Raw genomic sequence first — 25,348 nt, 5'->3', positions numbered from 1 at the left:
TGCGTTCGGGGCGATGGCCGCGCCGAACACTCTTGGTGGATGCAGACTAAAACGTCCGGGACCGAACAATCAATAATTATTCCAAATATTTTTTACGTGGAATATTTTTTCCAATAAACTTTGGTACAGGCGTTTCAGAGGCAGTGCATCGTTTCAGCACACCTCGTACTGACCGCAAGCTCAAGATTTTATTCCGGCCTACCCTGTAGACTGCGCACAGCCAACCTATTGTCAGGGGATGACCTCTCTGTCCTCCCTATAAGAACAAGCCAGAAGGATTCCTTATGACCCGCACCGATCAGCCGGCGACGACCGAGAGCACGCCCGACAGCGATCTCGCCAGCCCCCCGATCAATGCCGAGCGTCTGCTGCAGCTGATCACCAACGAATACGAAAGCCTGCCGCGCCAGCTCAAGCGCATCGCCAGTTACATGAGCCAGCAGAGCGACCGGATCATGGTCGACCGCATCAGCGACATCGCCCGCGAGTGCGAAGTGCACCCGTCGGCGATCGTGCGGTTTTCCCAGCGTTTCGGCTTCAGCGGCTTCAGCGAAATGCAGGCGCTGTTCCGCGAGGCCTATACCCACAAGACCACGCCGGTACAGAACTACCAACAGCGCATTCGCAGCATGATCGCCAACAAGTCGCAGAAGGCCAGCGGCGGTGACCTGGCGCGCGAGTGCATCAATGCGACCCTCTCCGGTATCGAACGGCTGGGGCTGGAACTCGATGACCAGGCCTTCGACAAAGCCGTCGACCTGGTGGTGAATGCCGACAACATCTACGTGGTCGGGGTGCGTCGTTCGTTCGCCGTAGCCGACTACCTGGTCTACAACCTGCAACACACCAACAAGCGCATCCATCTGGTCTCGGGGCTCGGCGGCAGCTACCGCGAGCAGATGCGCAGCGTGCGCGCCAATGACCTGGTGATCGCCATCAGCTTCACCCCGTACGGCAAGGAAACCCAGCACTGCCTGCGCATTGCCCAGCACCATCAGGCCAAAACCCTGATCATCACCGACAGCAACCTCTCGCCCCTGGCAAAACGCGCCAACACTGTGCTGCTGGTCAACGAAGGCAGTTCGTTTGCGTTTCGTTCGTTGAGTGCGACGCTGTGCCTGTGCCAGGCGCTGTTTATCGCCGTGGCGTATCGGCTGGAATTGAAGGTCGATGAGATTCACGAACAGGTCGGCTTCGAGGATTAGCGCCCACGCCGTTTGCAGCTCGCTGAAGCTAAACTAAGGTTGTCCATCCCGAAATGGACATCTGAAGGAGCGGTTCAATGAAGCTGATCGGTATGCTGGATTCGCCTTACGTGCGGCGCGTCGCCATCTCCGCCAAACGCCTTGGCATCCCCCTGAAACACCAGTCGGTTTCGGTGTTTCGGCATTTCGAGCAATTCCAGCAGATCAACCCGGTGGTCAAGGCGCCCACCCTGGTGCTCGACGACGGCGAGGTGTTGATCGACTCGACGCTGATCATCGATTATCTGGAGGCCTTGGCCGGTCCTGGCAACAGCCTGATGCCCGCCGATCTCGATCAACGCCTGCGCTCATTGCGCCTGATCGGCCTGGCACTGGCGGCGTGCGAAAAGTCCGTGCAGCTCTACTACGAACGCAACCTGCGGCCAGCGAACATTCAGTTTGAACCTTGGGTGGAGCGGGTCGAAGGGCAATTGGCGGCCGCCTATTCAGCGCTGGAGCGGGAGCTGGAAATGCAGCCGCTGAACACTGACGGGACGATTGCTCAAGACGGGATTACGCTGGCGGTGGCGTGGAGTTTCACCAATCTGGTGGTGCCGGATCAGGTAGATGTGAATCGGTTTCCACAGATCAGTGCGTTTACGGCGTATGCCGAGGGGCTTGAGGAGTTTGTCAGTACACCGATTGAGTGATCTTTTGACTTTTCTTCGTCCCCCAAAACGCAAAACGCCGCTTCTACCTGAGGTAGAAGCGGCAGAGGCATGTGCCTCAGCGTAAGTCAGTGCATGAACAGCGCGATCAGGATGATGATCGGGATCGGTACGCCGAGAAAGAACAGCAGTAATGAGCGCATGGTAGTTCTCCTGGGTTAGCGAACAGGCAGTGAAGTGGTGGTGACGTAAGCGTCGGATTCCAGATACACCACGGCATCCCGACGACGGCCGCCAAAGGTGGCAGCGAGGCTGGCGAAAAACGCACCGATCAGCAGCGCAATGAACATCCACAGCGAAGTCCAGGCAGCGACTTTGGCGGCGGTATCGGCGGCTTGTTGGGCGGCAAGTTTGGCGTCGGCCACGGCTTTTTGCGTGCGGGCATACACTTCATCAACGCGACGTTCGGCGTCCGCTTGAGTGAGGTTGGTCCGTTGGGCGACCAGTTGCGCCAGGTAGGTGCGGTCTTCGGCAGCCAGTTGACCGTCGTTGCTCAGGCTGCGCACAAAGATGCGCGTCACAGTGCCATGAACGGCGTCATCACTGATCGCCGCCGGACGATCATCGCGGAACAGGCTGTCGACGAAGTAACCGTACTGACCGCTGTCAGTGTTACCAACTGCCGTGCCGGCAGCTTGAGTCGCGGCACTCGCGGCACCACCGACCACACTCGCGCCGGCTTGCACGCCACCGCTGACAATGCTGCTGACCGAGCCGACGACCAATGTCGCGGTCACCAGCGTCGCCACGCACCAGGCCAGGAAGCCATGGGCGGTATCACGGAAATACACTTCATCCCCGTGCATGTTGGCCCACTTCACCCGCAGACGACCCGCGATGTAACCGCCGAGCCCGGAAGCCACGATTTGTGTCACGGCCAACCAGACAATTGTTGAAATCCCCAGGCCCTTGGCACTCACACCTTCATGGGCCCACGGCGATACCGCGGAAAACCCCAAGCCGAAACCGAGCAGCACCAAAATCAACGACAACGCCGCCGCCGCAGCGGCCCCGGCGAAGATCGCGCCCCAAGACACACCCGAAAGCGTGCTTGATTCTTCTAAGGCAGGATAGAAACCATCAGAGGATCTATTCATTGTTATATCGCTCCAGGCAGGAAAGATGGTGTTACAACTCTTCAACGGAAGAAGTGCAGTCACCGTGCCAGTCGCCAACTTTAAATAAATCTCGGGATTTCAGTTATTTAGAAAGTTTGAACTTCCAATGTCCATGCAATTTGCAAGGAACTGTCAGTAGCAGCGGGTTTTATGCATTGGCCGGGAGCGGCGTTTTTAATGGAAAAATCAAAAGATCGCATGAAGTTTTATTTAGAAAGCCTGCCATCATTTCTTGGCAAAATGCCGCTCAACGTTGAGTACTCCTAATCAGGCCCGCCCTATGACCCGCATCTTGACCATCGAAGACGACGCCGTGACCGCCCGGGAAATCGTCGCCGAACTGAGCAGCCACGGGCTCGACGTGGATTGGGTCGATAACGGCCGCGAAGGTCTGGCGCGCGCAGTCAGCGGCAATTACGACTTGATCACCCTCGACCGCATGCTGCCCGAGCTCGATGGTCTGGCGATTGTCACCACGTTGCGGACCATGGGCGTGGCCACGCCGATCCTGATGATCAGCGCCCTCTCCGACGTCGATGAGCGTGTGCGCGGCTTGCGCGCGGGCGGTGACGATTACCTGACCAAACCGTTTGCCACCGATGAAATGGCCGCCCGGGTCGAAGTCCTGCTGCGCCGGCAGAACACCGTGACCGCCCAAGCCACCACGTTGCGGGTGGCGGATCTGGAGTTGAACCTGATCAGCCATGAAGCCAGCCGCGACGGTCAGTTGCTGACGCTGTTGCCCACCGAGTACAAGTTGCTGGAATTCCTGATGCGCAACACCGGGCAGATTCTGTCGCGGATGATGATTTTCGAAGAGGTCTGGGGTTACCACTTCGACCCCGGCACCAACCTGATCGACGTGCACATCGGCCGGCTGCGCAAGAAGATCGACCCGCCAGGCAATGTCCCACTGATACGGACCGTGCGAGGCTCGGGTTATGTCATTGCTGAACCCCTCTAACGGCTGGCGTTCATCCAGCAGCCGTTTGCTGGCGCTCTACAGTTCGCTGTTCGTGCTCTGGAGCGGGATTCTCATGGGGGTCATGTACTACGAGGTTTCCGCTTACCTGGACAACCTGGCCAAACACTCGCTGATGCAACGTCAGCATTTGTTTTCGCACTTTCAGGGCGAACAATTGGCGGACGCCCTCGCCGTCAGCATGACCTTCGACATTCGCGGCATCGATGCTTATGGCCTGTTCGATACTCAGCACCGCTACCTCAGCGGTGCGCTGCGCCACATGCCCGAAGGCCTGCCGCTGGATGGCAAGATTCACATGCTCGACGACTGCGCCGATTCTGACGACCCGAGCCTGCCCGCCGACAGCTGCGACGCGGTAGCGACCCAGACGAAGGACGGTCGCTGGCTCGTGCTGGTGCGGGATAACGGTTCGTTGTTTGCCGTGACCCGGATCATTCTTCACGCATTGTTCTGGGGGGTGACGCTGACCATCTTGCCCGGCATCGCGGGTTGGCACCTGTTGCGGCGGCGTCCGTTGCGGCGGATTCGTGCGATCCAGGCCAGCGCCGAGGCCATCGTCGCCGGCGACCTGACCCGCCGTCTGCCACTGTCCAATCGCCGCGATGAGCTGGACATGCTCGCCGCCATCGTCAACGCCATGCTCGAACGTATCGAACGTTTGATGAACGAGGTCAAGGGCGTCTGCGACAACATCGCCCACGACCTTCGCACGCCGCTGACGCGCCTGCGGGCGCAGTTGTACCGGATTCAGCAACAGGCTGATGAAGGTTCGACGCTGGCGGTGCAGCTGGACTCAGTGCTCGGTGAAGCGGACACCTTGATGGCGCGCTTTCGAGGGTTGTTGCGGATTTCAGAACTGGAAGATCGTCAGCGCCGCTCGGGTTTTGTGCAGCTGGATCCAGTGCCGTTGTTGCAAGAGCTGCACGACTTTTATCTGCCGTTGGCGGAAGAAGGCGAACTGGTTTTCAAGCTGCAACTGCCGGGGTCATTGCCTTCGCTGAACGGTGATCGAGCGTTGCTGTTTGAGGCGGTGGCGAATTTGCTGAGCAACTCGATCAAGTTCACGCCGCCGGGTGGCGAGGTGATTTTGCGTGGGGTCAATGACGGGGGGCATACGCGGATCGAAGTGCTCGATTCGGGGCCCGGGATTCCGGAGGCAGAGCGGGAGGCAGTGTTCCAGCGTTTTTATCGTGCCGATGGCGGCAACCAGAAAAGCGGGTTCGGGCTGGGGCTGTCGATCGTAGCGGCAATTGTGAGCTTGCATGGGTTTACGCTTGAAGTCGGTACTAGTGAATTCGGCGGTGCGCGGTTGGTGCTCGACTGCCGGCAGAGTTTGATTCCTCCCACTTGATCGTTCCCACGCTCTACGCAAGAACGATCATGCCAAGCCCAAAACTCCTTCTTCATGCATCTGCCGCAACAACACCACCCCACTTTCCATAAACTCCGGCGACCCAGCCATCCCCGCCTCCACCGCCAATCCTTCCAGCTGCTCACGCCCGTCCAGTTGAGGAAATTCCTCAATCCGCTGCAACAACCTCCAGGCCAACGGGCTCAGTGCAGAAAACTTCACGCTCCAGTCCTCAGCCCGACGTACCAGCAACAAGGTCGGCTGATCCGGCGTTGTCTGCGGTTGATAATCCGGCCCCACCAACTGCACCGGCCAGGCATAAGCCAGCGGCCAGGCCAGCGGCGAAACCTGCAACGGTTGATCCAGCGACAACCCGGCATCGCTCAGCAGCAACGGTTCGGCCTCGGACTGCTGCAACGCCATCTCGATCCACTCGTAATGCGCCAGCTCCACCATGAACGGCGGCCACGCCCCTTCGGCCAACGCTTGCGGTTCCGAGGCCAGGAACTCGACAAACTCCTGGGCGATCTCGCCGAATTTCGGCGTGCGCGCGCGGTAGTCGCGCAGGAAAATCCGTACCAGTGAACGCCAGTCTTCATCGCCGAGAATCTTGATCAGCACCGGAAAAGTCCCACTGAGCAACGACGACAGGTTCGCGAAAATCAGGTCGCGGTAAACCTGCGCCCGTGTCACGTCCATCCCGGCCGGTGGCGCGCAATGATCGGGATCGCGCAGGTAAAGGCCCAGGGTGTTTTGCTGCTGAAACAGGCTCGGCTTATCCACGGTTCACCCCTTCGGTTTGCAGGCGGCGAATGGTCTGCAATTCAGCCAGCAGTTCGGAAAATGCCGGGAAGTTGAAATCCCGTTCCAGCAGCGTCGGCTGCGCGCCGAATCGAGCGTAAGCCTCTGCCAGCAACGACCAGACCACCGGTTTTACTGAAGCGCCATGGGTGTCGATTTTCAAAGTATCGGACTCATCGAAATGCCCGGCCACGTGCATGGCCACCACCCGGCCCGAATCGATGCCGGCCAAAAAGGCCTGCGGATCGAAACCGTGATTGATCGAGTTGACGTAGACGTTGTTGACGTCGAGCAGCAGGTCGCAATCGGCTTCGCGCAGCACCGCGTTGGTGAAGGTCACCTCGTCCATACCCTGTTGTGGCGCGGCGTAGTAGGAAACGTTTTCCACCGCCAGGCGCCGCCCCAGAATGTCCTGGGCCTGGCGAATTCGCGCGGCGACGTGGAGCACCGCTTCTTCGGTAAAGGGCAACGGCAGCAGGTCGTAAAGGTGGCCGTCATCGCTGCAGTAGCTCAAGTGTTCGCTGTACAGCGGCACGTTGTATTGATCGAGGAAAACCCGGACTTCCTGCAGAAACCCGACATCCAGCGGCGCCGGGCCGCCCAGTGACAAGGACAAGCCATGACAGGACAACGGATAACGCTCGGCCAGGGCGCGTAACGCGTGACCATGAGCGCCGCCGATACCGATCCAGTTCTCCGGCGCGACTTCCAGAAAATCGAAATCGCCCACACGGGCTGCCTGAAGGTCCTTCATTAAACCGCGACGCAAACCGAGCCCGACGGTCGCCTTCGCTGATGTGATGGGGGTCTGCATGATGTCGATCTCAATGATTGTCAGAACGGAATCACAGTTAACCGAAAGGGTGTATCGGGTCTGTGTTGCGCTCCGGCAGAAAATCGCAGTGGTTGTATCGCCAGCGGGTCCGTACACACTGTGGTACAGACCCGCCGTTGCGCGTTACGCCAGGTCGTACTTCTCACGCACCAGATGGCCAATGCCGATGCGATCCAGCACGGTCATCGGGCACAGGAACGTCACGCGGACGGTGCCCGGCAAGCGGCTGATGTCGATCGAGCCGGTGATGGTCGCGCGGTTGAGCACTTCGTCGTACGGCAGACCGGTGACCGAGGCGGCGCGTTTCAAGCCGTTCTCTACCGCGACGTTGAGGTTCTCGCCGCTGCCGATAAAGGTGATCGGCCCGCTCTGCTCAATGTCGTGCTGACCCCAGCGCTCGCCCAGTTCGCGGACTTTCTGTCGCTGCTCGGCGTTCATCGGCCGGGCCATGGGCGGCAAGTCGTCGAGGTTTTGCAGCAGGATCGGGCCTTCCAGCGTCAGGTTCTTCACTACTTCCACCACCACCTCGGTTTCCCCGGAGCAATCGGTGGCATGCCCGGCGATCTCGCCGTTGCCCTGCTGGGCGTGCATGTCGCCCATGTACACGCCGGCGCCTGGCACCTTGACCGGGCAGATCAACACGCAGCCCTCGCGGATCGAGTTGGTGTCCATGTGACCGTCAGTCTTGGCCGCGTGCAGTTCTTCGCGAGTCATGCCGAAACGGTGCGGTGCGCCGATCAGGTATTGGCCGAAATCGGCGCAGTTGTGGGAGTCGGGCAAATCACGGGACGGCGTGGTGCCGATGTTGCCGAGGAATGGCCGCATGTGCGCCGCCACACCGGGGATGTCGGCGCGCGCCAGGGACAGGATCGAATGTTGCGCGGCGAATTCCGGCAACGCTGACATCTCGGATGCGTTGCCGGCCAGTTGATTGGCGATGTCCTGATTGACGGTCAGGCTGACCTGATTCTGCGCATCGAACACGATCACGTAGCCGTGGCTGAAGCGAAACGCGCTGACCTCGGCGCCACAGGTGTTGCAGCGAATCGCGTCCTCGCCAATGCCTTCGACATGGCTGGCCGGGTGTTCAGTGCCGCACTTGGCGCAGAATTTGGAAACGAACGGATCGCCGTGGTAGCGACCTTCAACGAATTTCATCACCCCGGACGAAGTGGCGAGTGAGGTGACGCGCATGCTTTTGATCTTGATCGCCACCGCGTCGCCGATTTCCGCACCGGCGATGGCCACCGGTTGCGTCACTTCGTGGCCACCCTCGAAGGCCGGCGTGATCATCGGTCCCCAGCAGCCCGGTGGTGTGCCGGTGATCAGGGTGCCGCCGTCGGCCAGTGGTCCGAGCATCGGCTGGCTGGGGCCGATGATGCCGCTGGTGTATTGGTCGACGCGCAGGCGATTGACGGGTATGGATTTCAGGTCGGTTTCAGGCAGGAGCGTGGTCATTGTTATCCCCTTCACGGTGTATAGGGTGCCAAATGGCCTACGCAGTTCATCGCAGGTTTGTATCTCGCCTGTGTTCGGCAGTGCCCCTGAGTTAGCGGGCACTGTATCGGGAGGCGGATTAGATACAGTGGGATACACACCACCAATCCCCTTGTAGGAGTGAGCCTGCTCGCGATAGCGGTGTGTCAGATAACACTGATGCCAACTGACACTCCGCTATCGCGAGCAGGCTCACTCCTACAGGGGATTTGTGGTGGTCAGGGGAATGGGGCTTTCGTCGCTCAAGGCTGCGCCACACAGACCCCGGACTAAACTTACTGCACGCAGGGCGTGCTTATCGTCCTGTTCATTCCCACGACCACCGCCCAGAGGTGAACGCCTCGAAAAACAAGGCCTCTGGACCCTGATCCTGCTGAAGGAGCACACGTGATGGACGAGGCCAGACTCAATGATTTCATGGGCAAACTGGTGAACGACATGGGCGGCGCGGCGATGCTCGCCAACGTCATCCTTGGCGAAGAGCTCGGACTGTACCGGGCCATGGCCGACAGTCAGCCAATCACCCCTGAAGCCCTCGCCGACAAAACCGGCTGCAACACCCGCTTGCTGCGCGAATGGCTCAGCGCCCACGCCGCTTCCGGTTACATGGAACACCGCGACGGCCAGTTCCGGCTGCCTGAAGAGCAGGCCCTGGCGTTGGCGATCGAAGACTCACCGGTCTATATCGCGGGTGGTATCGGGGTGGTTGCATCGTTTTTCCATGACAAGGACAAACTGGTCAGCGCCATGCGCGGCGACGGTGCCCTCGCCTGGGGCGATCACCATCCGTGCATGTTCAGCGGCACGGAGCGGTTCTTCCGGCCAGGTTATAAAGCGCACTTGGTCGCCGAATGGCTGCCGGCGCTCGAAGGCGTGGTCGCCAAACTGGAGGCTGGCGCCAAGGTGGCGGATATCGGCTGCGGCCACGGCGCATCCACCGTGATCATGGCCCAGTCGTTTCCGGATTCGCGGTTCGTCGGTTTCGACTACCACGCGCCCTCCGTCACCGTCGCCACCCAGCGCGCCGAAGAAGGTGGCGTGGCCGGGCGTGCGCGGTTCTTCCAGGGCACGGCAAAAAGCTTCCCCGGCGATGACTATGACCTGGTGTGCTATTTCGACTGCCTGCACGACATGGGCGACCCGGTGGGCGCGGCGAAACATGCGTATGACGCACTGAAACCGGATGGCACGGTGCTGCTGGTGGAACCGTTCGCCAACGACAAGCTCGACGACAACGTCAACCCGGTTGGCCGCTTGTTCTACGCCGCCTCGACCTTCATCTGCACCCCGAACTCGCTGTCCCAGGAGGTCGGCCTCGGGCTCGGCGCCCAGGCTGGCGAGGCGCGTTTGCGCAAGGTCTTCACCGAGGCGGGGTTCAAGACGTTCCGCCGGGCTACGGAAACGCCGTTCAACCTGATTCTGGAGGCGCGTAAATAGGTGCCGGATCATCACCCGGACGGGCAACCTGTCCGGGTGACCGGCAAATGCTACCCTGCAAACACTCATGGCCCTCCGGAGTGTTGAACATGCTCGACAGCCTCATCCGCGAACAACTCGACCACCTTCAGCAGTTAATGGCTGACCAGCCGTTTGTGGTCCTGACCGGCGCCGGCATCAGCACTCCGTCGGGCATTCCGGACTACCGCGACAACCAGGGCGTGCGGCGTGGCCGGCAACCGATGATGTATCAGGAGTTTCTCTCCGCCCCCGAATCCCGGCGTCGCTATTGGGCGCGGGCGATGCTCGGTTGGCCGCGAGTACGCCAGGCCCAGCCAAACGTGGCCCATGAGGCCTTGGCCCGTTTGCAAAGTTCGCAGCAGATCAGCGGGCTGATCACTCAAAACGTCGACACCCTGCACGACCAGGCTGGCAGCCATGACGTCATCGAACTTCACGGCAGCCTGCACCGGGTGTTGTGCCTGGACTGCGGAAAACGCAGCGAACGGGATTCGATCCAGCAACTGATGGAAGCGCAGAATCCGTACCTGGCCGGGGTGGACGCGGTGCAAGCCCCGGATGGCGACACGCTGCTGGATGCGGCGTTTGAGGCGCGGTTTCAGGTGCCGCATTGCCCGCACTGCGCGGGTGAGCGGATGAAGCCGGACGTGGTGTTTTTTGGCGAGAATGTGGCGCAGGTGACGGCGGCCAAAGCGATGACGGCGGTCGAAAAGGCTGCAGGGTTGTTGGTGGTCGGGTCTTCGTTGATGGCGTATTCGGCGTTTCGGTTGTGTCGGGCCGTGGCGGATCATGGGAAACCGTTGATTGCAATCAATCTGGGGAAGACACGGGCGGATGATTTGCTGAATTTGAAGATAGAGGGGTCTTGTGAGCGGCTTTTGCCGGAATTGGTGCAAAGGCTGGATCGATGATGTCTTGAGCTCGGGGTTCGACTTTAGATCCACCCCTCACCCCAGCCCTCTCCCCAGCGGGGAGAGGGGGAAAGGGGGCAGATCTCCAGTGCTTTCAAGTCCTGAGTTCGACTCGTTATCTCAGGTCGATGTAACTCCCGAGAACACCTCGGTCAGTCCCCTCGCCCCTCTGGGGAGAGGGTTAGGGTGAGGGGTGGTTCTCTCAGAATGTCGAATAAAGCCTGCGCCGCCGCCGACAACTCAACCCCAGGCTTGGTCAACACCCCGATCGCCCGCTCCACCACCGGATCGCGCAAGGTAATGCACCGCGCCCCGAGTTCCAGCATCTGCCCGACACACAACGCCGGCACCGCGCTCACCCCCAATCCACTGGCAACCATCCTTCCCACGGTCGCCAATTGATGACTTTCAAACTCTACCGGCAACTTCATCCCACGCGCCTGCAAGTGCTCTTCGAGCATCACCCGAACCGTCGACGGACGCTGCAAGGTGATGAACGGTTCCTTAAGCAAGGTCTGCCAGTCGATGTCTTCCCGTTCGGCAAAAGGAGAATCCTTCGGCACCACGGCAACGAAACGATCCATGTACAACGGAGTGAATGCCAGCGACGAACTCTGATTCGGTTCAAACGCCACCCCCAGCTCAACCTGCCGGTCACGCACCATCTCCAGCACCTGCTCGTTGATCACGTCATTCACCGTGACGTTGACCTTGGGATAGCGCGCGCGGAAGGTTTTCAGGATCGGCGGCAGCAGGTTGCCGGCAAATGAGGGCATCGCCGCCAACGTCACGCGACCGCGCTGGAGGGTGAAGCGTTGCCGCAGCTCATCCTCGGCATTGTCCCAGTCCGCTATCAGCCGACGTGCCAGAGGCACCAGCGATTCTCCCTCCGCCGTCAGCGCGACATTGCGCGTGTTGCGGGTGAACAGGCGCCCGCCCAGCCCTTCCTCCAGCGCCTTGATGGTCAGGCTCAAGGCCGATTGCGACAGGTGCAACCGCTCGCAGGCCACGGCAAAACTCAAACTCTGGGCCACGGCCAAAAATGCCCTGATCTGCTTGACTGTCATGACCACTGGCTCCAACGTAGTACGGATGGTTGATTGGTGAGTTTTATCTATCAATCAACCTTAAAAATCAACTTAACAAATGAATTCTTCAGCGAGACACTCCTATCCCATACGGCTAGCCAGCCGCCCACAAAGAATAAAAGAGGTGCATATGGCAGGTTTCGACAAGCGCGTGAGTTCCTACGAGGAAGCCCTTGCAGGTCTTGAAGACGGCATGACCGTGATCGCCGGCGGCTTCGGCCTGTGCGGGATCCCGGAAAACCTCATCGCCGAGATCAAGCGCAAAGGCACACGCGACCTCACCGTGGTTTCCAACAACTGCGGCGTCGACGGTTTCGGCCTCGGCGTGCTGCTGGAAGACCGGCAGATCCGCAAGGTGGTGGCCTCCTATGTTGGCGAGAACAAATTGTTCGAAGACCAACTGCTCAAAGGCGAAATCGAAGTGGTCCTGACTCCCCAAGGCACCCTCGCCGAAAAAATGCGCGCAGGCGGTGCCGGCATCCCTGCGTTCTTCACCGCCACCGGCGTCGGCACCCCTGTGGCCGACGGCAAGGAAGTGCGCGAATTCCATGGCCGCAAATACCTGATGGAAGAATCCATCACCGGTGACTTCGCCATCGTCAAAGGCTGGAAAGCCGACCACTTCGGCAACGTCATCTACCGCCACACCGCCCAGAACTTCAACCCGCTGGCCGCCACTGCCGGCAAGATCACCGTGGTCGAAGTCGAAGAAATCGTCGAACCCGGCGAGCTGGACCCGGCGCAGATCCACACCCCTGGCATCTACGTCGACCGGGTCATTTGCGGCACGTTCGAGAAGCGCATCGAACAGCGCACCGTGCGTAAGTGATCCCCTGCCCCCGGACCGAATGAAGGAATAACAACAATGGCACTTTCCCGCGAACAAATGGCTCAACGCGTCGCCCGCGAAATGCAGGACGGCTTCTACGTGAACCTGGGCATCGGCATTCCGACCCTGGTCGCCAACTACATTCCTGAAGGCATGGAAGTCATGCTGCAGTCGGAAAACGGCCTGCTCGGCATGGGACCCTTTCCGACTGAAGAAACCATCGATGCCGACATGATCAACGCCGGCAAACAAACCGTGACCGCGCGTATCGGCGCGTCGATCTTTTCCTCGGCCGAGTCCTTTGCGATGATCCGCGGTGGTCATGTCGACCTGACCGTGCTGGGCGCCTTTGAAGTAGACGTGCAAGGCAACATTGCCTCGTGGATGATTCCCGGCAAACTGGTCAAGGGCATGGGCGGCGCGATGGACCTGGTGGCCGGCGCAGACAACATCATCGTCATCATGACCCACGCGTCCAAGGACGGTGAGTCCAAGCTCCTGTCCAAATGCAGCCTGCCGCTGACCGGTGCCGGGTGCATCAAGCGCGTGCTGACCGACCTGGCTTACCTGGAAATCGAAAACGGCGCGTTCATTCTCAAGGAACGTGCACCGAGCGTCAGCGTCGAGGAGATTGTCGCCAAGACCGCCGGTAAACTGATCGTGCCGGATCACGTTCCGGAAATGCAGTTCGCTGCCCAGTGAGGAATCATTCCATGCAAGAAGTCGTCATTGTCGCCGCCACCCGCACCGCCATCGGCAGTTTCCAGGGTGCCCTGGCCAACGTGTCCGCGGTTGACCTCGGTGCTGCGGTGATCCGCCAGTTGCTGGCGCAAACCGGCCTGGACGTTGCTGAAGTCGATGAAGTGATCATGGGCCAGGTGTTGACCGCCGGCGCCGGGCAAAACCCTGCGCGCCAGTCCGCGATCAAGGCCGGCCTGCCCTTCACCGTACCTGCGATGACCCTGAACAAGGTCTGCGGCTCGGGCCTCAAAGCGCTGCATCTGGCCACTCAGGCGATTCGCTGCGGCGATGCCGACGTGATCATTGCCGGCGGCCAGGAAAACATGAGCCTGTCCAATTACGTCATGCCGGGCGCTCGCACCGGTCTGCGCATGGGTCACGCGCAAATCGTCGACACCATGATCAGCGACGGCCTGTGGGATGCGTTCAACGATTACCACATGGGCATCACCGCCGAAAACCTGGCTGAGAAGTACAACCTGACCCGTGAACAGCAAGACGCCTTCGCCGCGGCCTCGCAGCAGAAAGCCACGGCCGCCATCGAAGCCGGGCGTTTTGCCGATGAGATCACGCCGATCCTGATTCCTCAGCGCAAAGGCGATCCGGTCGCCTTCCAGGTAGACGAACAGCCACGGGCCGGCACCACCGCCGACTCCCTGGGCAAACTGAAACCGGCCTTTAAGAAGGACGGTTCGGTGACCGCCGGTAACGCCTCGTCCCTGAACGACGGTGCCGCCGCCGTGATCCTGATGAGCGCGGAAAAAGCCAAGGCCCTCGGCCTGCCCGTGCTGGCGAAAATCGCGGCTTACGCCAATGCTGGCGTCGACCCGGCGATCATGGGCATCGGCCCGGTCAGTGCGACTCGTCGTTGCCTGGACAAGGCCGGCTGGTCCATCGACCAACTGGACCTGATCGAAGCCAACGAAGCCTTCGCTGCGCAATCTCTGGCGGTGGCCAAGGACCTGGAATGGGACCTGAACAAGGTCAACGTCAACGGCGGCGCTATCGCCCTGGGCCACCCGATCGGTGCGTCGGGTTGCCGGGTGCTGGTGACTTTGCTGCATGAAATGATCAAGCGTGACGCCAAGAAAGGCCTCGCTACCCTGTGTATCGGTGGTGGTCAGGGCGTGGCACTGGCGATCGAACGGGCGTAAGCCGACAGAGCTCAACAGACTGCACGGGGACCCACGAAGATCCGCCGCAGTCTGGCAACACCCCGGTGCCTCTGAAGTGATTCAGAGTGACTTTTGTGGCGAGGGAGCTTGCTCCCGCTGGGCTGCGTAGCGGCCCCAAAATCTCGACTATTCCCGAAGATTTTGCGAGCGCTTCGCACTCGAGCGGGAGCAAGCTCCCTCGCCACAGTTAGTCAGCGTCTGCATGAGCTGATTGAAATCAAATGCACCGGGTTCTTTTTGTCTGGCCGTCAGGCAAATTTCACCAGATTCAGCACCGGCAGCGGACCGCCTGGAAACTGCACCAGCCGCGCCCCGACGCTCAATTCCCCCAGATCAATCCCGAAGAAACCCAGCCGTTCGATCAGCGCCGCCACTTGAGCTTTTGCATCGGCATCATCACCCGAGAGAAACAGCACCCGCCGCCCGCCCTCCGCCGCTGGATCGCTTTCCAGAAAACGCGCCTGAAGGTGATTGAACGCCTTCACCACCCGCGCACCGGGTACCCATTCGGCAAACACTTCGCTGGACGTCCGCCCCTGCAAATCCACCGCCTTGAACGATGGCGCCTCGATTGAGTTGTTGGCGTCGATGACAATCCGACCGCCAAAATCCGGCAGGCCGGCAAGCGCGGTCGGCAACTTCGACCAGTTGACCGCGACCAACACGATGGCTTGTGCGGCGGCTTCCTCGCGAGTTCCGGCACGCGCCGTTGGTCCGAGTTCTTCCACCAGCGAGGCCAGGCTTTGCGGCCCTCGGCTGTTGGCGATAACCACTTCAATACCTTGACGTGACAGTGCTCTGGCAAAGGCTGCGCCGATTGCGCCGGCGCCGATGATTCCGATGGTGCTCATGGTTGTTCACTCCGTGGGTTGTCGTTGGAGTGAATACTGCGCTTGCCATTAGCGATTGATTAGCGGGTAATGCCTTGAATGATTTTCAAGCATGACTAGCAGGTGCCTGCCATGGAAACCCTCGCCAACCTCGAATCTTTCGTTCGCAGTGCCGAAACCGGCAGTTTCTCCGCCGCCGCACGAGTGCTCGCGCTGACCCCGGCCGCTGTCAGCCGCAACGTGGCGATGCTGGAACGCAACATCGGCGTGCGGCTGTTCCAGCGTTCGACCCGCAAGCTGTCCCTGACCGAAGCCGGGGAACGCTTTCTGACGAGTATCGGCGGTAATCTGCAAGCACTACAGACAGCAATCAGCACGGTGAGCAGTGACCAAGGCGAGCCGACGGGCGTGCTCAAAGTCAGCCTGGCGCCGACATTTGGCATCGATCATGTCTTGCCGCTGCTGCCGGCGTTCCTGGCGCGCTACCCGCTGATTCGCCCGGAATGGCACTTCGAAAACCGCCCCGTGGATTTGATTGCCGAAGGGTATGACGCGGCCATTGGCGGCGGCTTCAAGTTAACGCCCGGTGTGGTGTCGCGGACGTTGGCGGCGGCGCATGTGGTGGCGGTCGCCTCTCCCGCCTACCTCGCAGGACGCAGCCTGCCCGACAGTCCGGCAGACCTGTCCGGACACACCGGCATTGTGATGCGCGGCACCCGCACCGGGCAGATTCGCCAATGGCTGATGCACGATGGCGCGGGCAACGAAGCACCGGCCAATCTGAATGAAAACATTGTGCTCAATGACCCGGCCGCCATGCGCGAAGCGGCGATACTCGGCCTGGGCGTCACACTGCTGGTGTTGCCGGATGTACTGGCGAATATCCAGCGTGGCGAACTGGTGCGCCTGCTGCCCGACTGGCACGCCGACGCGGGTCCGATTTCGCTGTACTACCCGAGCCGCACGTTGATGCCGGCCAAGACCCGGGTGTTCATCGACTTTGTGGTCGAGGCGTTTAAGCACAACTGATCGTTTCCACGCAAAGCGTTCAACACCCTAATTTTTGTATACAAAATCACGACATCTATAGAGCAATCACTCCCGCGCAATGCTAACGTTGCCGCCTCACTCAGGTCGGAGGTACGTGCGTGCTGTTACTCAAACTGCTGGTCATCCCAGGATTTCTCTTGCTGATTTCCCTGGCCGGTAAACGCTGGGGACCGAGTGTCGCCGGTTGGCTGTCGGGGTTGCCGGTGGTGGTCGGGCCGATTCTGTTCTTCCTCGCCATCGAACAAGGCCAGGTGTTCGCCGCTCAATCGGCGACGGCAGCGCTGTCGGCGATGTTCGCGATGATTGCCTTTTGCGTGACCTACGCTCAGGTTGCACAACGCGCGGATTGGCCGTGGGCGCTAGTGATTTCGCTGTTGGTCTGGGCGACGGCGGCCGTTGTGCTGTCGTTGATTGCGCCGTCCCTGGTGTTCTCGGTAATCGCCGCCGCGACCGCACTGCTGGCGGCGCCGTATCTGTTTCCCTCGGTACAGCCGATCGTGTCGGGCCCGGCGCCGAAGTCCGACAAATTGCTGTTGCGCATGATTGCCGGCGCCCTGCTCACCCTCGCCGTCACGTTGTTGGCCAGCACCGTTGGTGAACGCTGGAGCGGCCTGCTCGCCGTGTTCCCGGTGCTGGGCAGCGTGATGGCGGTGTTCTCCCAGCAAACCCGCGGCCCGGCGTTTACCGCCGCGTTGCTGCGGGCCACTGCTACCGGGATGTATTCGTTCGCCGCGTTTTGCCTGGTGTTGGCGCTGGCCTTGCCAGGCATGGGTTTGAGCGCGTTCGCTCTGGGCGTCGCGGTGTCAGTGGGTATGCTCGGGGTGACCAAGCGTTTGTTGGCCAAGCCGGCGAGCCCGGTACCGGACGCTGGACGTACGGCGATCAAACGCTAAGCTGCTTGATGTCATCGGGCCAGGATGGTCGCCCGCTCATCGCGCTGAAGGAACAGACATGACCCCGCTTCGAAACAGCCACAGCGCGACGGCCGTCGGCGTGATTGCGATTGTGCTCTGGTCCTCCCTGGCGTTGCTGACCACCCTCACCGAAGGCATTCCGCCGTTTGAACTGATGGCCCTGAGTTTCGGCGCGGCGTTCGCGGCGAGCCTGGTGATTCTGGGCCGACACGGGCTCGCCGGCTTCACCAGTTGGCGCCAGCCCTGGACCGTTTGGGCGACCGGATTCGTCGGAATTTTCGTTTATCACGCGCTGTACTTTTTCGCACTCAAAGCCGCCCCGGCGGCTGAAGCCAGTCTGATCAACTACCTTTGGCCGCTGTTGCTGGTGTTGCTGTCGGCGTTCTCGGCTGGAGAAAAGCTGCACAAGCGGCAATTGCTCGGCGCACTGCTGGGCCTGGCCGGCACGGCCTTCATCATGCAGCAGCGTGCCCCGAATGCTGGCGCCGCGATGCCCATCGCCGGTTATCTCGCAGCGTTCGGTTGTGCGCTGATCTGGTCGGTTTACTCGGTGATCAACCGCCGGTTCAGCGAAGTACCGAGCAGCATCATTGGTGGCATCTGTGGCCTGGTCGCCGTGGCCGGACTGGTTTGTCACCTTATGTTCGAAATCACGATACAACCCGACTTCAGCCAATGGACCGCGATTGTCGTCCTTGGGCTAGGACCGGTAGGCCTGGCGTTTTTTGCCTGGGACCACGCCACCAAACACGGCAGTCTGGCGACGCTGGGGGCGCTGTCCTACCTGGCGCCGCTGATGTCCACGTTGTTGCTGATCACCGTGGGGCGCAGCCATGCCAGCCCGATTCTGATCGTCCCCGCGTTGCTGATTATCACCGGGGCAGTCATCGCCACGTCGCGATCAACCGTCAAATTACCGATAACACGTTCGATAGTTCCGAACGAGTAAAGCAAAAAGCTCGCACGTCATTCGAACAGGTTTACTTCAACATCAGCCTCAGTTGAAAACCAATCACTGACTGAGGCCTACACCATGAAGTTCTTTTTCCACCCTTCGCCCAACCCGATGAAAGTCGCGCTGCTGCTCGAAGAACTGCAAACGCCCTACGAATTGATCGGTGTCGACACCTTCAAAGGCGAGCAACACCTGCCGGCCTTTTTGGCGATCAACCCGAACGCCAAGGTGCCAGCCCTGGTCGATGGCGACGCGACCGTCTTCGACTCCCAGGCGATCCTGCTGCACCTGGCGCAAAAACATCAGCGCTTCCTGCCAACCTCCGTCGCAGGTCAGGCCGAGCTACTGTCGTGGCTGATGTTCATCGCCACTGGCCTGTCGCCATTTTCCGGCCAGGCGGTGCATTTCCTGCACCACGCACCGGAAGACCTGGCGTATGCGAAAAACCGCTACCTCAAGGAAGTCGAACGCCATTACCGCGTGCTCGATCAGCGTCTGGCCGACCATCAGTACCTGGCCGGCGACACCTACAGCATCGCCGACATGGCGCTCTGGGGTTGGGCCAATTACGCGCCGTACATCCTCGGCGAGAACGGCCTGGCGGCGTACCCGAACGTCAAGCGCCTGTTCGATGAAATCAGCGCCCGCCCGGCCGCCCAACGTGCCCACGGTCTTAAAGAGAAACTGGTGCTGAAGGCTGAATTCGACGAAGAAACCCGTCGCAACCTGTTCCCGCAGAACCAGGCGCAGTAACCCATTCACAGCATTCGAAGGAGATGAAATGAGTGATCAACCTTGACTGCTGCTAAACAACGAGGGCGCAAGCGCCCTCGCTACCCGCCTGGCTACTACCCAGGCTTGTGGTTATCCAATACCCGATTGACCGCTAACTCCCCCAACATGATGACCCGTTGCAGCACCAGCATCGTTTGCCGTCGTGGGCCGTCGGTCAAGTCGGTGAGATCGTTGACTATGGCGCTGGCTGCTGCCAACGATTCGCAGGCCTCGACGAGCAACGTTTCGTCATCCACCGCTGCGTCGATGGTGAAAATGGTGCTGGGCTTGCGGGGCGGTATCTGCGTTTTCGACGCCCCGGGATTGAGGTAAAAGCTGAGTGCGCGGTCGGCCGCCTCGTTCATTTTCTTGGGGTCAAGATCAAGAAAGGCGTCGTAGGGTAACGGAGTGGTATTTGGGGGGTTGGGCGTAACTTTGAACATAGATGAAGCTCCAACTTGCAATATTGAGGAGCCATCACCCTCGCTACCAAACGAAGGGTGGCGGCCATACGTGGGTTGGTAGACCGGTCGAAGTTGGGAAAACCCGGCGCTCACAATGGAGCCCCACGCATGACCACCATAAAAGCAGAGTCCCGAAAAGAGACTGCATAAGGTGTTGCCATGCGACTTCGTAGCGGGCTACCAAACCCGATCACTGTTTTGCAGTGACCAGCAAACGATATAGCCCGCCCCACAGCCGCACAAGCCGGCGGATTCTGGCGTACGCGTAGGTAACGACGCAAGGTGTTGTAGCCGTTAGGACGTAACAGCGGGTGTCTTTAAACGCGTACGTTAAACGCGTGAAAGCTTTCCAAAAATCGAGGAAGCGTCCGACATTTTCCCAGGGGCGCGACGTTACCCGTTGGCCGCTTTAAATCCTGCCGGACTCGCGTGGCGATGTAGTGTTTTTGAAGAGGTTTTGGTAGGCGGATGCCAGATTGGTCGTCGATGCGTGCAGAGAGTGGTCGTTCCAGGCCGATGACACCCAGCAGTGGTTGGTTGGCGCTGGTCCATAAGTAGCCATAAGTAATTGCGCTGACCAAAGGAACGTGACCGTCCGTTAGACCGCGCTGGAATGCGCCGCAACCTCCATGGGATGATCGCCCCCCACCGCGAGACCGACCATCCCCTGGAGTTTCTGAATGTCATTGTTGAGTAAAAAAGCCGTTGTCCTGTTGTTGACGGCGGTTGCCAGTCTGGGAGCGCTGAATGCGCAGGCCGCCAAGGCCACTGCCAGTGATGCCGTGCCCGCACAGAAAGTCTCGATGCTCGGCGGCAAGTTCACGTTCACCCTGCCTAAAGGCTTCGTCGCCAACCCGTTGCCTGCCGGCGACGCGGCCACCGGCACCGCCGGGGCAACGGGCACCATGTACACCAATCAGGCGACTAAAACCGTTGTGATCGCCGCTGAAAACACCATCCCCGGTGGCCTCAACGTCAAAGACAACGACGGTCAGTTCCTCGACTCCACGGCGTCCGCCTTCGCCACCGAACAAGCCACGGCGCTGCCGGATTTCACCAAGCTCAGTGAAAAAAGCCTGACCCAGAAAGGCACTGGCCTGGGGCTGCGGCAGATTGACAGCACCGCCACCCAGGGCGGCGGCAAAACCCTCGACACCACGCTGATGGCTGCATCCAATACGCGCATGGCGATCGTTCAGGTGATTTCCCGCCTCAGTGACAATGCTGGCCACGAGACGCTGGTCAAGCAGATCGTCACCGGCAAGTAAGTATCAAGGATTGAGGCGCTGCAACCAGGCGCTCAAGTCCTGTAATTCGACAGCACTGATGCTGTGACCGACGCCAGGGTAGGCATGAAATTCAGGCTTGAGTGACAGGCTTTGCAACAGGCTGTCAGCGTCCGTGCCGTCAATGTACGGAAGGCGTTTATCCGCAGTGCCATGACCGATGAAAATCGCCAGTTTCTGGCGCTTTTCATCCGGTTTCAGTTCGGACTGTAGCACCGGCAAAATCCGTCCGCTCAACGCCGCTATCCCGCCAACCGCCTCGGGATGACGCAGGGCCACCTCGTAGGACATGATCGCGCCCTGGCTGAAACCCACCAGGAACACCTTGTTCGGTTCGGTGTGATATTTCTTCGCCGCTTGTGCGACGAAATCCTGCAGCACCTGGCCGCTGGCCTTCAGATCATCGGTCTCACCGTTGTAGGCAGCGTTGCCCTTCTCGCGAAACCACTTGTAACTGTCCTCCTCCATCACCATCGGTGCGCGTACCGACAGGTAGTTGTATGACGCGGGCAATTCATCCTTGATGTCGAACAGGTCCTCCTCGTTACTGCCAAAACCGTGGAGGAAAATCACCAGGGGCTGATTGCGCGATTCGGGGTTGGCCTGCTCCAGGTACTTGAGCGGCAGATCGGTTTGCAGCGGGGTTTGAGCGTGGACGGCGGCGGACGCCAGGAGTGTCAGCAGAGCGAGAAACTTCAACATAAAACTTCCTTCACAGAGCGCAGGATTCGGGGCAGAGCCTAACACTGTGAAGCTTGCCGGGGGATTATGGGTGTTGCTCGCGATAGCGGCCTCAAAAGCGGTGAAGATTGCGCGGTTAATCGTTAATGAGTTTTCCGACCCGAATCGGCTCACGCCCCGCGACCTTCGCCTGCCAGGTACCCGGCTGCGTATAACGCCCGCGATCAATCGCAAACAACACCCCACTGGTCCCGGCGCAAACAGTCGTGACCCGATCATTCAGCGGGTCGACCACTTCAAACAGCGCATCGCCCTTCTCCACCCACTCACCGGAATCGCGCAGGAAACTGACGACCCCATGATGCGGCGCGAACAGGTATTGGGTGCCTTCGAACGGCATGCCTTCACAGCACTCGCTCGGGGCCGCAGGCCAAGTACCTGTGATGAAACCCTGCTCGGCGAGGAACCCGAGAATCGCCTCGCAATTGGCTTGAGCCTGATCGACTCGCGTATCACCCATGCTGCCCAGCTCCAGCGTCGTCGCCAGGTTGGCCGGCGGGATCGCGGCCTCAGGGAAAGCCCTTGCCAGACGCAACCACGGCGTTGAACACGACTCATCGAATGAGCTGCCGCCGGAATCTTCACAGAGCAACGCCACCCCGGCCTTCAAACGCGCCGCCAGGGATTGCCACTGCGGCCAGTGTTGCGGCAAGGCATACAGATGAATCGCCGCGTCGAAATCACAATGCAGATCGAGGGTGATGTCGGCCTCACAGGCGTGGCGCAGCAGCAAGCGGTGCATGGCTTCAAGCTGCGAGGCCGGTGCCGGCAAATCGTCGAGTACCTGGCCCATGGTCTGGCGAATCAGCGCAATGTTGGCAGCCGCATCACTGCCCAGCCGATCGTCGATCAACTCGGCCACCGGTGCGCTGAGTTCGACGAAGGAACGGTTGAAATTCTTGCCGCTGCCCAGTTCGAAGCGGCCCATGTGGCTGCCTTGCAGGTGTTGATCGAGGCCGATGGGATTGGCCACCGGGACCAGTTCGATCACGCCCTGCAACTGACCCTGGGTTTCGAGTTCGGCCAGACGCTTTTTCAGTTCCCACGCCGTGCGCATGCCCGGCAGTTCATCAGCGTGCAGGCTGGCCTGGATGTAGACCTTGCGAGTGCCCGCGCCAAAACGAAACACGCTGAGGGTGCGCTCGGTGCCCAGGTGGCTCCAGGGCAGTGAATGATCGATGCGTTGCATGAGAACTCCGATATAAGGGGCACTGAGATCACCCTGTGGGAGCGAGCTTGCTCGCGATGGCGGCGTGTCAGTCGACATCAATGTTGAATGTCAGTCCGTCATCGCGAGCAAGCTCGCTCCCACAGGGTATCCGTCTCAGCAAAGTGCGCATAAAAAAAATGGCAACCGCGTCAACGGTTGCCACTTTTTTAAACGGCGTGATTACTGGCCGTAAACGTCAAAGTCGAAGTACTTGTCTTGCACTTGCTTGTACTTGCCATTGGCGCGGATTTCGGTGATGGCGGTGTTGAATTTCTCTGCCAGCTCGGTATCGCCCTTGCGCACAGCAATACCGGCGCCGCCGCCGAAGTACTTGGCGTCTTCGTAGGTCGGGCCGACGAAAGCGAAGCCTTTACCGGCGTCGGTTTTCAGGAAACCGTCGTCCAGGTTGACCGAGTCGGCCAGCATCGCGTCGAGACGACCGGCGACCATGTCCAGGTTGGCTTCCTGCTGCGAGCCGTAGCGAACCAGATTGATACCGGCCGGCACCAGCACTTCAGTGGCGAAGCGGTCGTGGGTACTGGCGCGCAGCACACCGACTTTCTTGCCTTTGAGTTCGGTCAGCGGGTCTTTGATGTCGGTGCCTTCCTTCATCACGAAGCGCGCCGGGGTGTGGTAGTACTTGATGGTGAAGTCGACGTTCTTTTTGCGATCGTCGGTGATGGTCATGGACGACAGGATCGCGTCGATTTTCTTGACCTTCAGCGCCGGGATCAGGCCGTCGAACTCTTGCTCGACCCAAGTGCACTTCACTTTCATCTGCTCGCACAGCGCGTCGCCGATGTCCACGTCGAAGCCGGTGAGTTTGCCGTCAGGGGTTTTCATCGAGAATGGCGGGTAACCGGCTTCGATACCGAGGCGGATCGGCTTGGCGTCTTCGGCCACAGCCGTCAGGGACAACATCGACAGTGCCAGGGCACCGAACATCACTAGCTTCTTCATTTATAACTCCTGTGTGCGGAGGCTTTTATTGGCAGCTTTCGGTAGGTGAAGACCGAAGTGGCCGGCAGTCTAGAGCGGCTCAAGGAGGGCAAATTGTGTTTAAGCGACAAATACTTATAGAAAAGTGGCCGACGGATTCAAGTCCCTTGAAGCGTGCGCCAAGCCAGTGCAAAGACTGTAGGACAAGCCCTTTTTTCAGACAAAACCTACAAGCAAAAACTACAAGAGAGCTCTTATGCCCACGTTGAACCTGATCCAGCACCACCCCGCCGAAGGTCCCGGTGCCATTGCCACGTGGGCGGCGTCCCGAGGTTTGACTCTGAACGTGTTTCGCGCCGACCTCGGCCAGTTGCCGCCAGTGAGTGCAGTACCCGTGATCCTGTTGGGCGGGCCTTATGAGTCCAACGGCGGGCCGGCCTGGCTGGAAGCCGAACGCCAGTGGTTGGCGGGCAGTCTGGATCAAGGTGCGGCGGTGTTTGCGATTTGCCTGGGGGCGCAGTTGCTGGCGCTGAGTCTGGGCGGGAATGTGCGGCGGATGGATCGAACCGAAACCGGTTGGACCCGCGTGACGTTCGCCGATGGTCAGCCACTGAAGGTGCTGGAATGGCACGAAGACGCCATCGACCTGCCGCCAGACGCGCAGTTGCTGGCCAGCAGTGATCAGTGCGAGCAGCAGATGTACCGCGTCGGGCCAACACGGGTGGGTTTGCAGTTTCATCCAGAGTGGACGGCTGAATCGGTGGCAACGCTCAATGAACACTTTGCCGACGAGTCACCGCTGCCCCGGGGTCAACAGGACAGCGCCGCCTATGCAGCGGTGTTCGAGTGGTTGCAGGCGACGCTGGACGGGTGGTGGGCTTCCGCTTAGAAGCAAGATCAACAGATCGCAGCCTCGTTTCACTCGACAGCTGCTACAGGTCTACGCAATCCCCCCGTAGCAGCTGTCGAGTGAAACGAGGCTGCGATCTTTTCGGCTAGATCAGCATTCGCAACCAATGGCGGCGGTGTTGGGACGTTGCACCGCAACACTCAACTCAAACCCTTCATCCAGCCACCCGGTCACTCCGCCGATCATTTCCTTGACCGGGTAACCCAGCGTCGCCAGTTTCACGGCAGCCTTGTTGGCGCCGTTGCAGTGGGGCCCGGCGCAATACACCACGAACACGCTGGTTTTCGGGTAAGCCGCCAGACCTTCAGCGCTCAGCAATCGCCCCGGAATATTGATCGCTCCCGGCACATGGCCACGCTCGAACGCGAGCGGGCCGCGCACGTCCACCAGGACAAAATCCACTTCGCCGGCCTGTTGGCTGCCGTGAACGTCGGAACAGTCGGTTTCGAAGGTCAGACGGTTGCTGAAATGCATCAGGGCGATGGCCGATGGGGCGGCGGGAATCTCGCGGACCAGGCTGGTCATGGGCTGTACTCCAAAGTCTCGGTGGGTGTGAGAAGACTTTATCCGCCCG

General features: G+C 60.1%; 26 protein-coding genes. 15 read left to right on the top strand and 11 right to left on the bottom strand.

Going from position 1 to position 25,348, the window contains the following annotated elements:
* Positions 1 to 284 precede the first annotated feature (284 nt).
* Both ABH912_RS00795 and ABH912_RS00790 read left to right on the top strand, forming a co-directional pair.
* Complete coding sequence (locus tag ABH912_RS00795; RefSeq protein ID WP_033057626.1) at positions 285 to 1,205, top strand: MurR/RpiR family transcriptional regulator; 921 nt, start codon at positions 285 to 287, stop codon at positions 1,203 to 1,205.
* 77 nt (positions 1,206 to 1,282) lie between these two features.
* On the top strand, positions 1,283 to 1,894 hold the full coding sequence (locus ABH912_RS00790; RefSeq protein WP_033057625.1) for a glutathione S-transferase: 612 nt from the start codon (positions 1,283 to 1,285) through the stop codon (positions 1,892 to 1,894).
* A gap of 176 nt (positions 1,895 to 2,070) precedes the next feature.
* On the opposite strand, the gene ABH912_RS00785 is transcribed toward ABH912_RS00790, so the two are convergent.
* The gene (locus tag ABH912_RS00785; protein WP_429509313.1) at positions 2,071 to 3,009 is read right to left on the bottom strand and encodes a hypothetical protein; all 939 of its coding nucleotides are present in this window, start codon (positions 3,007 to 3,009) and stop codon (positions 2,071 to 2,073) included.
* 301 nt (positions 3,010 to 3,310) lie between these two features.
* On the opposite strand from ABH912_RS00785, the gene ABH912_RS00780 reads away from it, so the two are divergent.
* Together ABH912_RS00780 and ABH912_RS00775 are read left to right on the top strand one after the other, a co-directional pair.
* Entirely contained in the window at positions 3,311 to 3,994 is a 684-nt protein-coding gene (locus ABH912_RS00780; protein ID WP_033058247.1) for a response regulator transcription factor, read from the top strand.
* The gene (locus ABH912_RS00775) at positions 3,972 to 5,366 is read left to right on the top strand and encodes a sensor histidine kinase (RefSeq protein ID WP_429509312.1); all 1,395 of its coding nucleotides are present in this window, start codon (positions 3,972 to 3,974) and stop codon (positions 5,364 to 5,366) included. The genes ABH912_RS00780 and ABH912_RS00775 overlap by 23 nt, the downstream gene beginning before the upstream one ends.
* 27 nt (positions 5,367 to 5,393) lie before the next feature.
* On the opposite strand, the gene ABH912_RS00770 is transcribed toward ABH912_RS00775, so the two are convergent.
* From ABH912_RS00770 to ABH912_RS00760, 3 genes are all read right to left on the bottom strand, one after another.
* On the bottom strand, positions 5,394 to 6,149 hold the full coding sequence (locus ABH912_RS00770) for an HvfC family RiPP maturation protein (RefSeq protein WP_429509311.1): 756 nt from the start codon (positions 6,147 to 6,149) through the stop codon (positions 5,394 to 5,396).
* A complete protein-coding gene (locus tag ABH912_RS00765; protein ID WP_429509310.1) occupies positions 6,142 to 6,981 on the bottom strand; it encodes an HvfB family MNIO-type RiPP peptide maturase in 840 nt (279 codons plus the stop codon). The genes ABH912_RS00770 and ABH912_RS00765 overlap by 8 nt, the downstream gene beginning before the upstream one ends.
* 144 nt (positions 6,982 to 7,125) lie before the next feature.
* Positions 7,126 to 8,460 carry an acetamidase/formamidase family protein gene (locus ABH912_RS00760; protein ID WP_429509309.1) on the bottom strand — a complete coding sequence of 445 codons (1,335 nt, stop codon included), beginning with the start codon at positions 8,458 to 8,460 and terminating at the stop codon, positions 7,126 to 7,128.
* Between the two features lie 429 nt (positions 8,461 to 8,889).
* Here ABH912_RS00760 and ABH912_RS00755 point away from each other — a divergent pair, with 429 nt between their 5' ends.
* Together ABH912_RS00755 and ABH912_RS00750 are read left to right on the top strand one after the other, a co-directional pair.
* Positions 8,890 to 9,936 (top strand): class I SAM-dependent methyltransferase, encoded by a 1,047-nt coding sequence (locus ABH912_RS00755; RefSeq protein ID WP_033058254.1) that lies wholly within the window; start codon positions 8,890 to 8,892, stop codon positions 9,934 to 9,936.
* Between the two features lie 89 nt (positions 9,937 to 10,025).
* Positions 10,026 to 10,868: an NAD-dependent protein deacetylase gene (locus ABH912_RS00750; protein WP_429509308.1), complete on the top strand. Its 843-nt coding sequence runs from the start codon at positions 10,026 to 10,028 to the stop codon at positions 10,866 to 10,868.
* A 152-nt stretch (positions 10,869 to 11,020) separates the two neighbouring features.
* On the opposite strand, the gene ABH912_RS00745 is transcribed toward ABH912_RS00750, so the two are convergent.
* A complete protein-coding gene (locus ABH912_RS00745; protein ID WP_033058256.1) occupies positions 11,021 to 11,935 on the bottom strand; it encodes a LysR family transcriptional regulator in 915 nt (304 codons plus the stop codon).
* Between the two features lie 151 nt (positions 11,936 to 12,086).
* Here ABH912_RS00745 and ABH912_RS00740 point away from each other — a divergent pair, with 151 nt between their 5' ends.
* The 3 genes from ABH912_RS00740 to ABH912_RS00730 are packed head-to-tail and all read left to right on the top strand — an operon-like array spanning position 12,087 to position 14,680.
* Positions 12,087 to 12,785, top strand: coding sequence for a CoA transferase subunit A (locus tag ABH912_RS00740; RefSeq protein ID WP_033058258.1), 699 nt, complete (start codon positions 12,087 to 12,089; stop codon positions 12,783 to 12,785).
* Positions 12,786 to 12,821: 36 nt separating this feature from the next.
* On the top strand, positions 12,822 to 13,487 hold the full coding sequence (locus ABH912_RS00735) for a CoA transferase subunit B (RefSeq protein ID WP_429509307.1): 666 nt from the start codon (positions 12,822 to 12,824) through the stop codon (positions 13,485 to 13,487).
* Between the two features lie 11 nt (positions 13,488 to 13,498).
* Complete coding sequence (locus ABH912_RS00730) at positions 13,499 to 14,680, top strand: acetyl-CoA C-acetyltransferase (RefSeq protein WP_429509306.1); 1,182 nt, start codon at positions 13,499 to 13,501, stop codon at positions 14,678 to 14,680.
* Positions 14,681 to 14,949: 269 nt separating this feature from the next.
* Here the strand turns inward: ABH912_RS00730 and ABH912_RS00725 are convergent, their stop codons facing one another.
* Positions 14,950 to 15,552, bottom strand: a complete 603-nt coding sequence (locus ABH912_RS00725; RefSeq protein ID WP_033054027.1) for an NADPH-dependent F420 reductase — start codon at positions 15,550 to 15,552, stop codon at positions 14,950 to 14,952.
* Between the two features lie 111 nt (positions 15,553 to 15,663).
* Between ABH912_RS00725 and ABH912_RS00720 the strand changes: the two genes are divergently transcribed.
* From ABH912_RS00720 to ABH912_RS00705, 4 genes are all read left to right on the top strand, one after another.
* Positions 15,664 to 16,560 (top strand): LysR family transcriptional regulator, encoded by an 897-nt coding sequence (locus ABH912_RS00720; RefSeq protein WP_429509305.1) that lies wholly within the window; start codon positions 15,664 to 15,666, stop codon positions 16,558 to 16,560.
* A gap of 119 nt (positions 16,561 to 16,679) precedes the next feature.
* The gene (locus tag ABH912_RS00715) at positions 16,680 to 17,474 is read left to right on the top strand and encodes a hypothetical protein (RefSeq protein ID WP_429509304.1); all 795 of its coding nucleotides are present in this window, start codon (positions 16,680 to 16,682) and stop codon (positions 17,472 to 17,474) included.
* Between the two features lie 58 nt (positions 17,475 to 17,532).
* A complete protein-coding gene (gene yddG / locus ABH912_RS00710) occupies positions 17,533 to 18,444 on the top strand; it encodes an aromatic amino acid exporter YddG (protein ID WP_429509303.1) in 912 nt (303 codons plus the stop codon).
* An 84-nt stretch (positions 18,445 to 18,528) separates the two neighbouring features.
* Positions 18,529 to 19,203, top strand: coding sequence for a glutathione S-transferase family protein (locus ABH912_RS00705; protein WP_046049595.1), 675 nt, complete (start codon positions 18,529 to 18,531; stop codon positions 19,201 to 19,203).
* A 95-nt stretch (positions 19,204 to 19,298) separates the two neighbouring features.
* Here the strand turns inward: ABH912_RS00705 and ABH912_RS00700 are convergent, their stop codons facing one another.
* Positions 19,299 to 19,667, bottom strand: a complete 369-nt coding sequence (locus ABH912_RS00700) for a DUF6124 family protein (RefSeq protein WP_429509302.1) — start codon at positions 19,665 to 19,667, stop codon at positions 19,299 to 19,301.
* Positions 19,668 to 20,368: 701 nt separating this feature from the next.
* Here ABH912_RS00700 and ABH912_RS00695 point away from each other — a divergent pair.
* Positions 20,369 to 20,956 carry a hypothetical protein gene (locus tag ABH912_RS00695; RefSeq protein ID WP_429509301.1) on the top strand — a complete coding sequence of 196 codons (588 nt, stop codon included), beginning with the start codon at positions 20,369 to 20,371 and terminating at the stop codon, positions 20,954 to 20,956.
* 3 nt (positions 20,957 to 20,959) lie between these two features.
* On the opposite strand, the gene ABH912_RS00690 is transcribed toward ABH912_RS00695, so the two are convergent.
* From ABH912_RS00690 to ABH912_RS00680, 3 genes are all read right to left on the bottom strand, one after another.
* Positions 20,960 to 21,676 carry an alpha/beta hydrolase gene (locus ABH912_RS00690; protein ID WP_429509300.1) on the bottom strand — a complete coding sequence of 239 codons (717 nt, stop codon included), beginning with the start codon at positions 21,674 to 21,676 and terminating at the stop codon, positions 20,960 to 20,962.
* Positions 21,677 to 21,791: 115 nt separating this feature from the next.
* Positions 21,792 to 22,904, bottom strand: a complete 1,113-nt coding sequence (locus tag ABH912_RS00685; RefSeq protein WP_429509299.1) for a succinylglutamate desuccinylase/aspartoacylase family protein — start codon at positions 22,902 to 22,904, stop codon at positions 21,792 to 21,794.
* A gap of 201 nt (positions 22,905 to 23,105) precedes the next feature.
* Positions 23,106 to 23,885, bottom strand: a complete 780-nt coding sequence (locus tag ABH912_RS00680; protein ID WP_033054005.1) for an ABC transporter substrate-binding protein — start codon at positions 23,883 to 23,885, stop codon at positions 23,106 to 23,108.
* Positions 23,886 to 24,120: 235 nt separating this feature from the next.
* Between ABH912_RS00680 and ABH912_RS00675 the strand changes: the two genes are divergently transcribed.
* Positions 24,121 to 24,753, top strand: coding sequence for a type 1 glutamine amidotransferase (locus ABH912_RS00675; protein WP_429509298.1), 633 nt, complete (start codon positions 24,121 to 24,123; stop codon positions 24,751 to 24,753).
* A gap of 111 nt (positions 24,754 to 24,864) precedes the next feature.
* Here ABH912_RS00675 and ABH912_RS00670 read toward each other — a convergent pair whose 3' ends face one another.
* Positions 24,865 to 25,299: a rhodanese-like domain-containing protein gene (locus ABH912_RS00670; RefSeq protein ID WP_033054001.1), complete on the bottom strand. Its 435-nt coding sequence runs from the start codon at positions 25,297 to 25,299 to the stop codon at positions 24,865 to 24,867.
* Between the last annotated feature and the right edge of the window lie 49 nt (positions 25,300 to 25,348).

Source organism: Pseudomonas sp. BT76 TE3572 (genome assembly GCF_050435365.1).
Lineage (GTDB): Bacteria > Pseudomonadota > Gammaproteobacteria > Pseudomonadales > Pseudomonadaceae > Aquipseudomonas > Aquipseudomonas fluorescens_W.
Note: the sequence above shows the minus strand (reverse complement) of the source record. Positions and strands in the feature narration are given on the sequence as shown.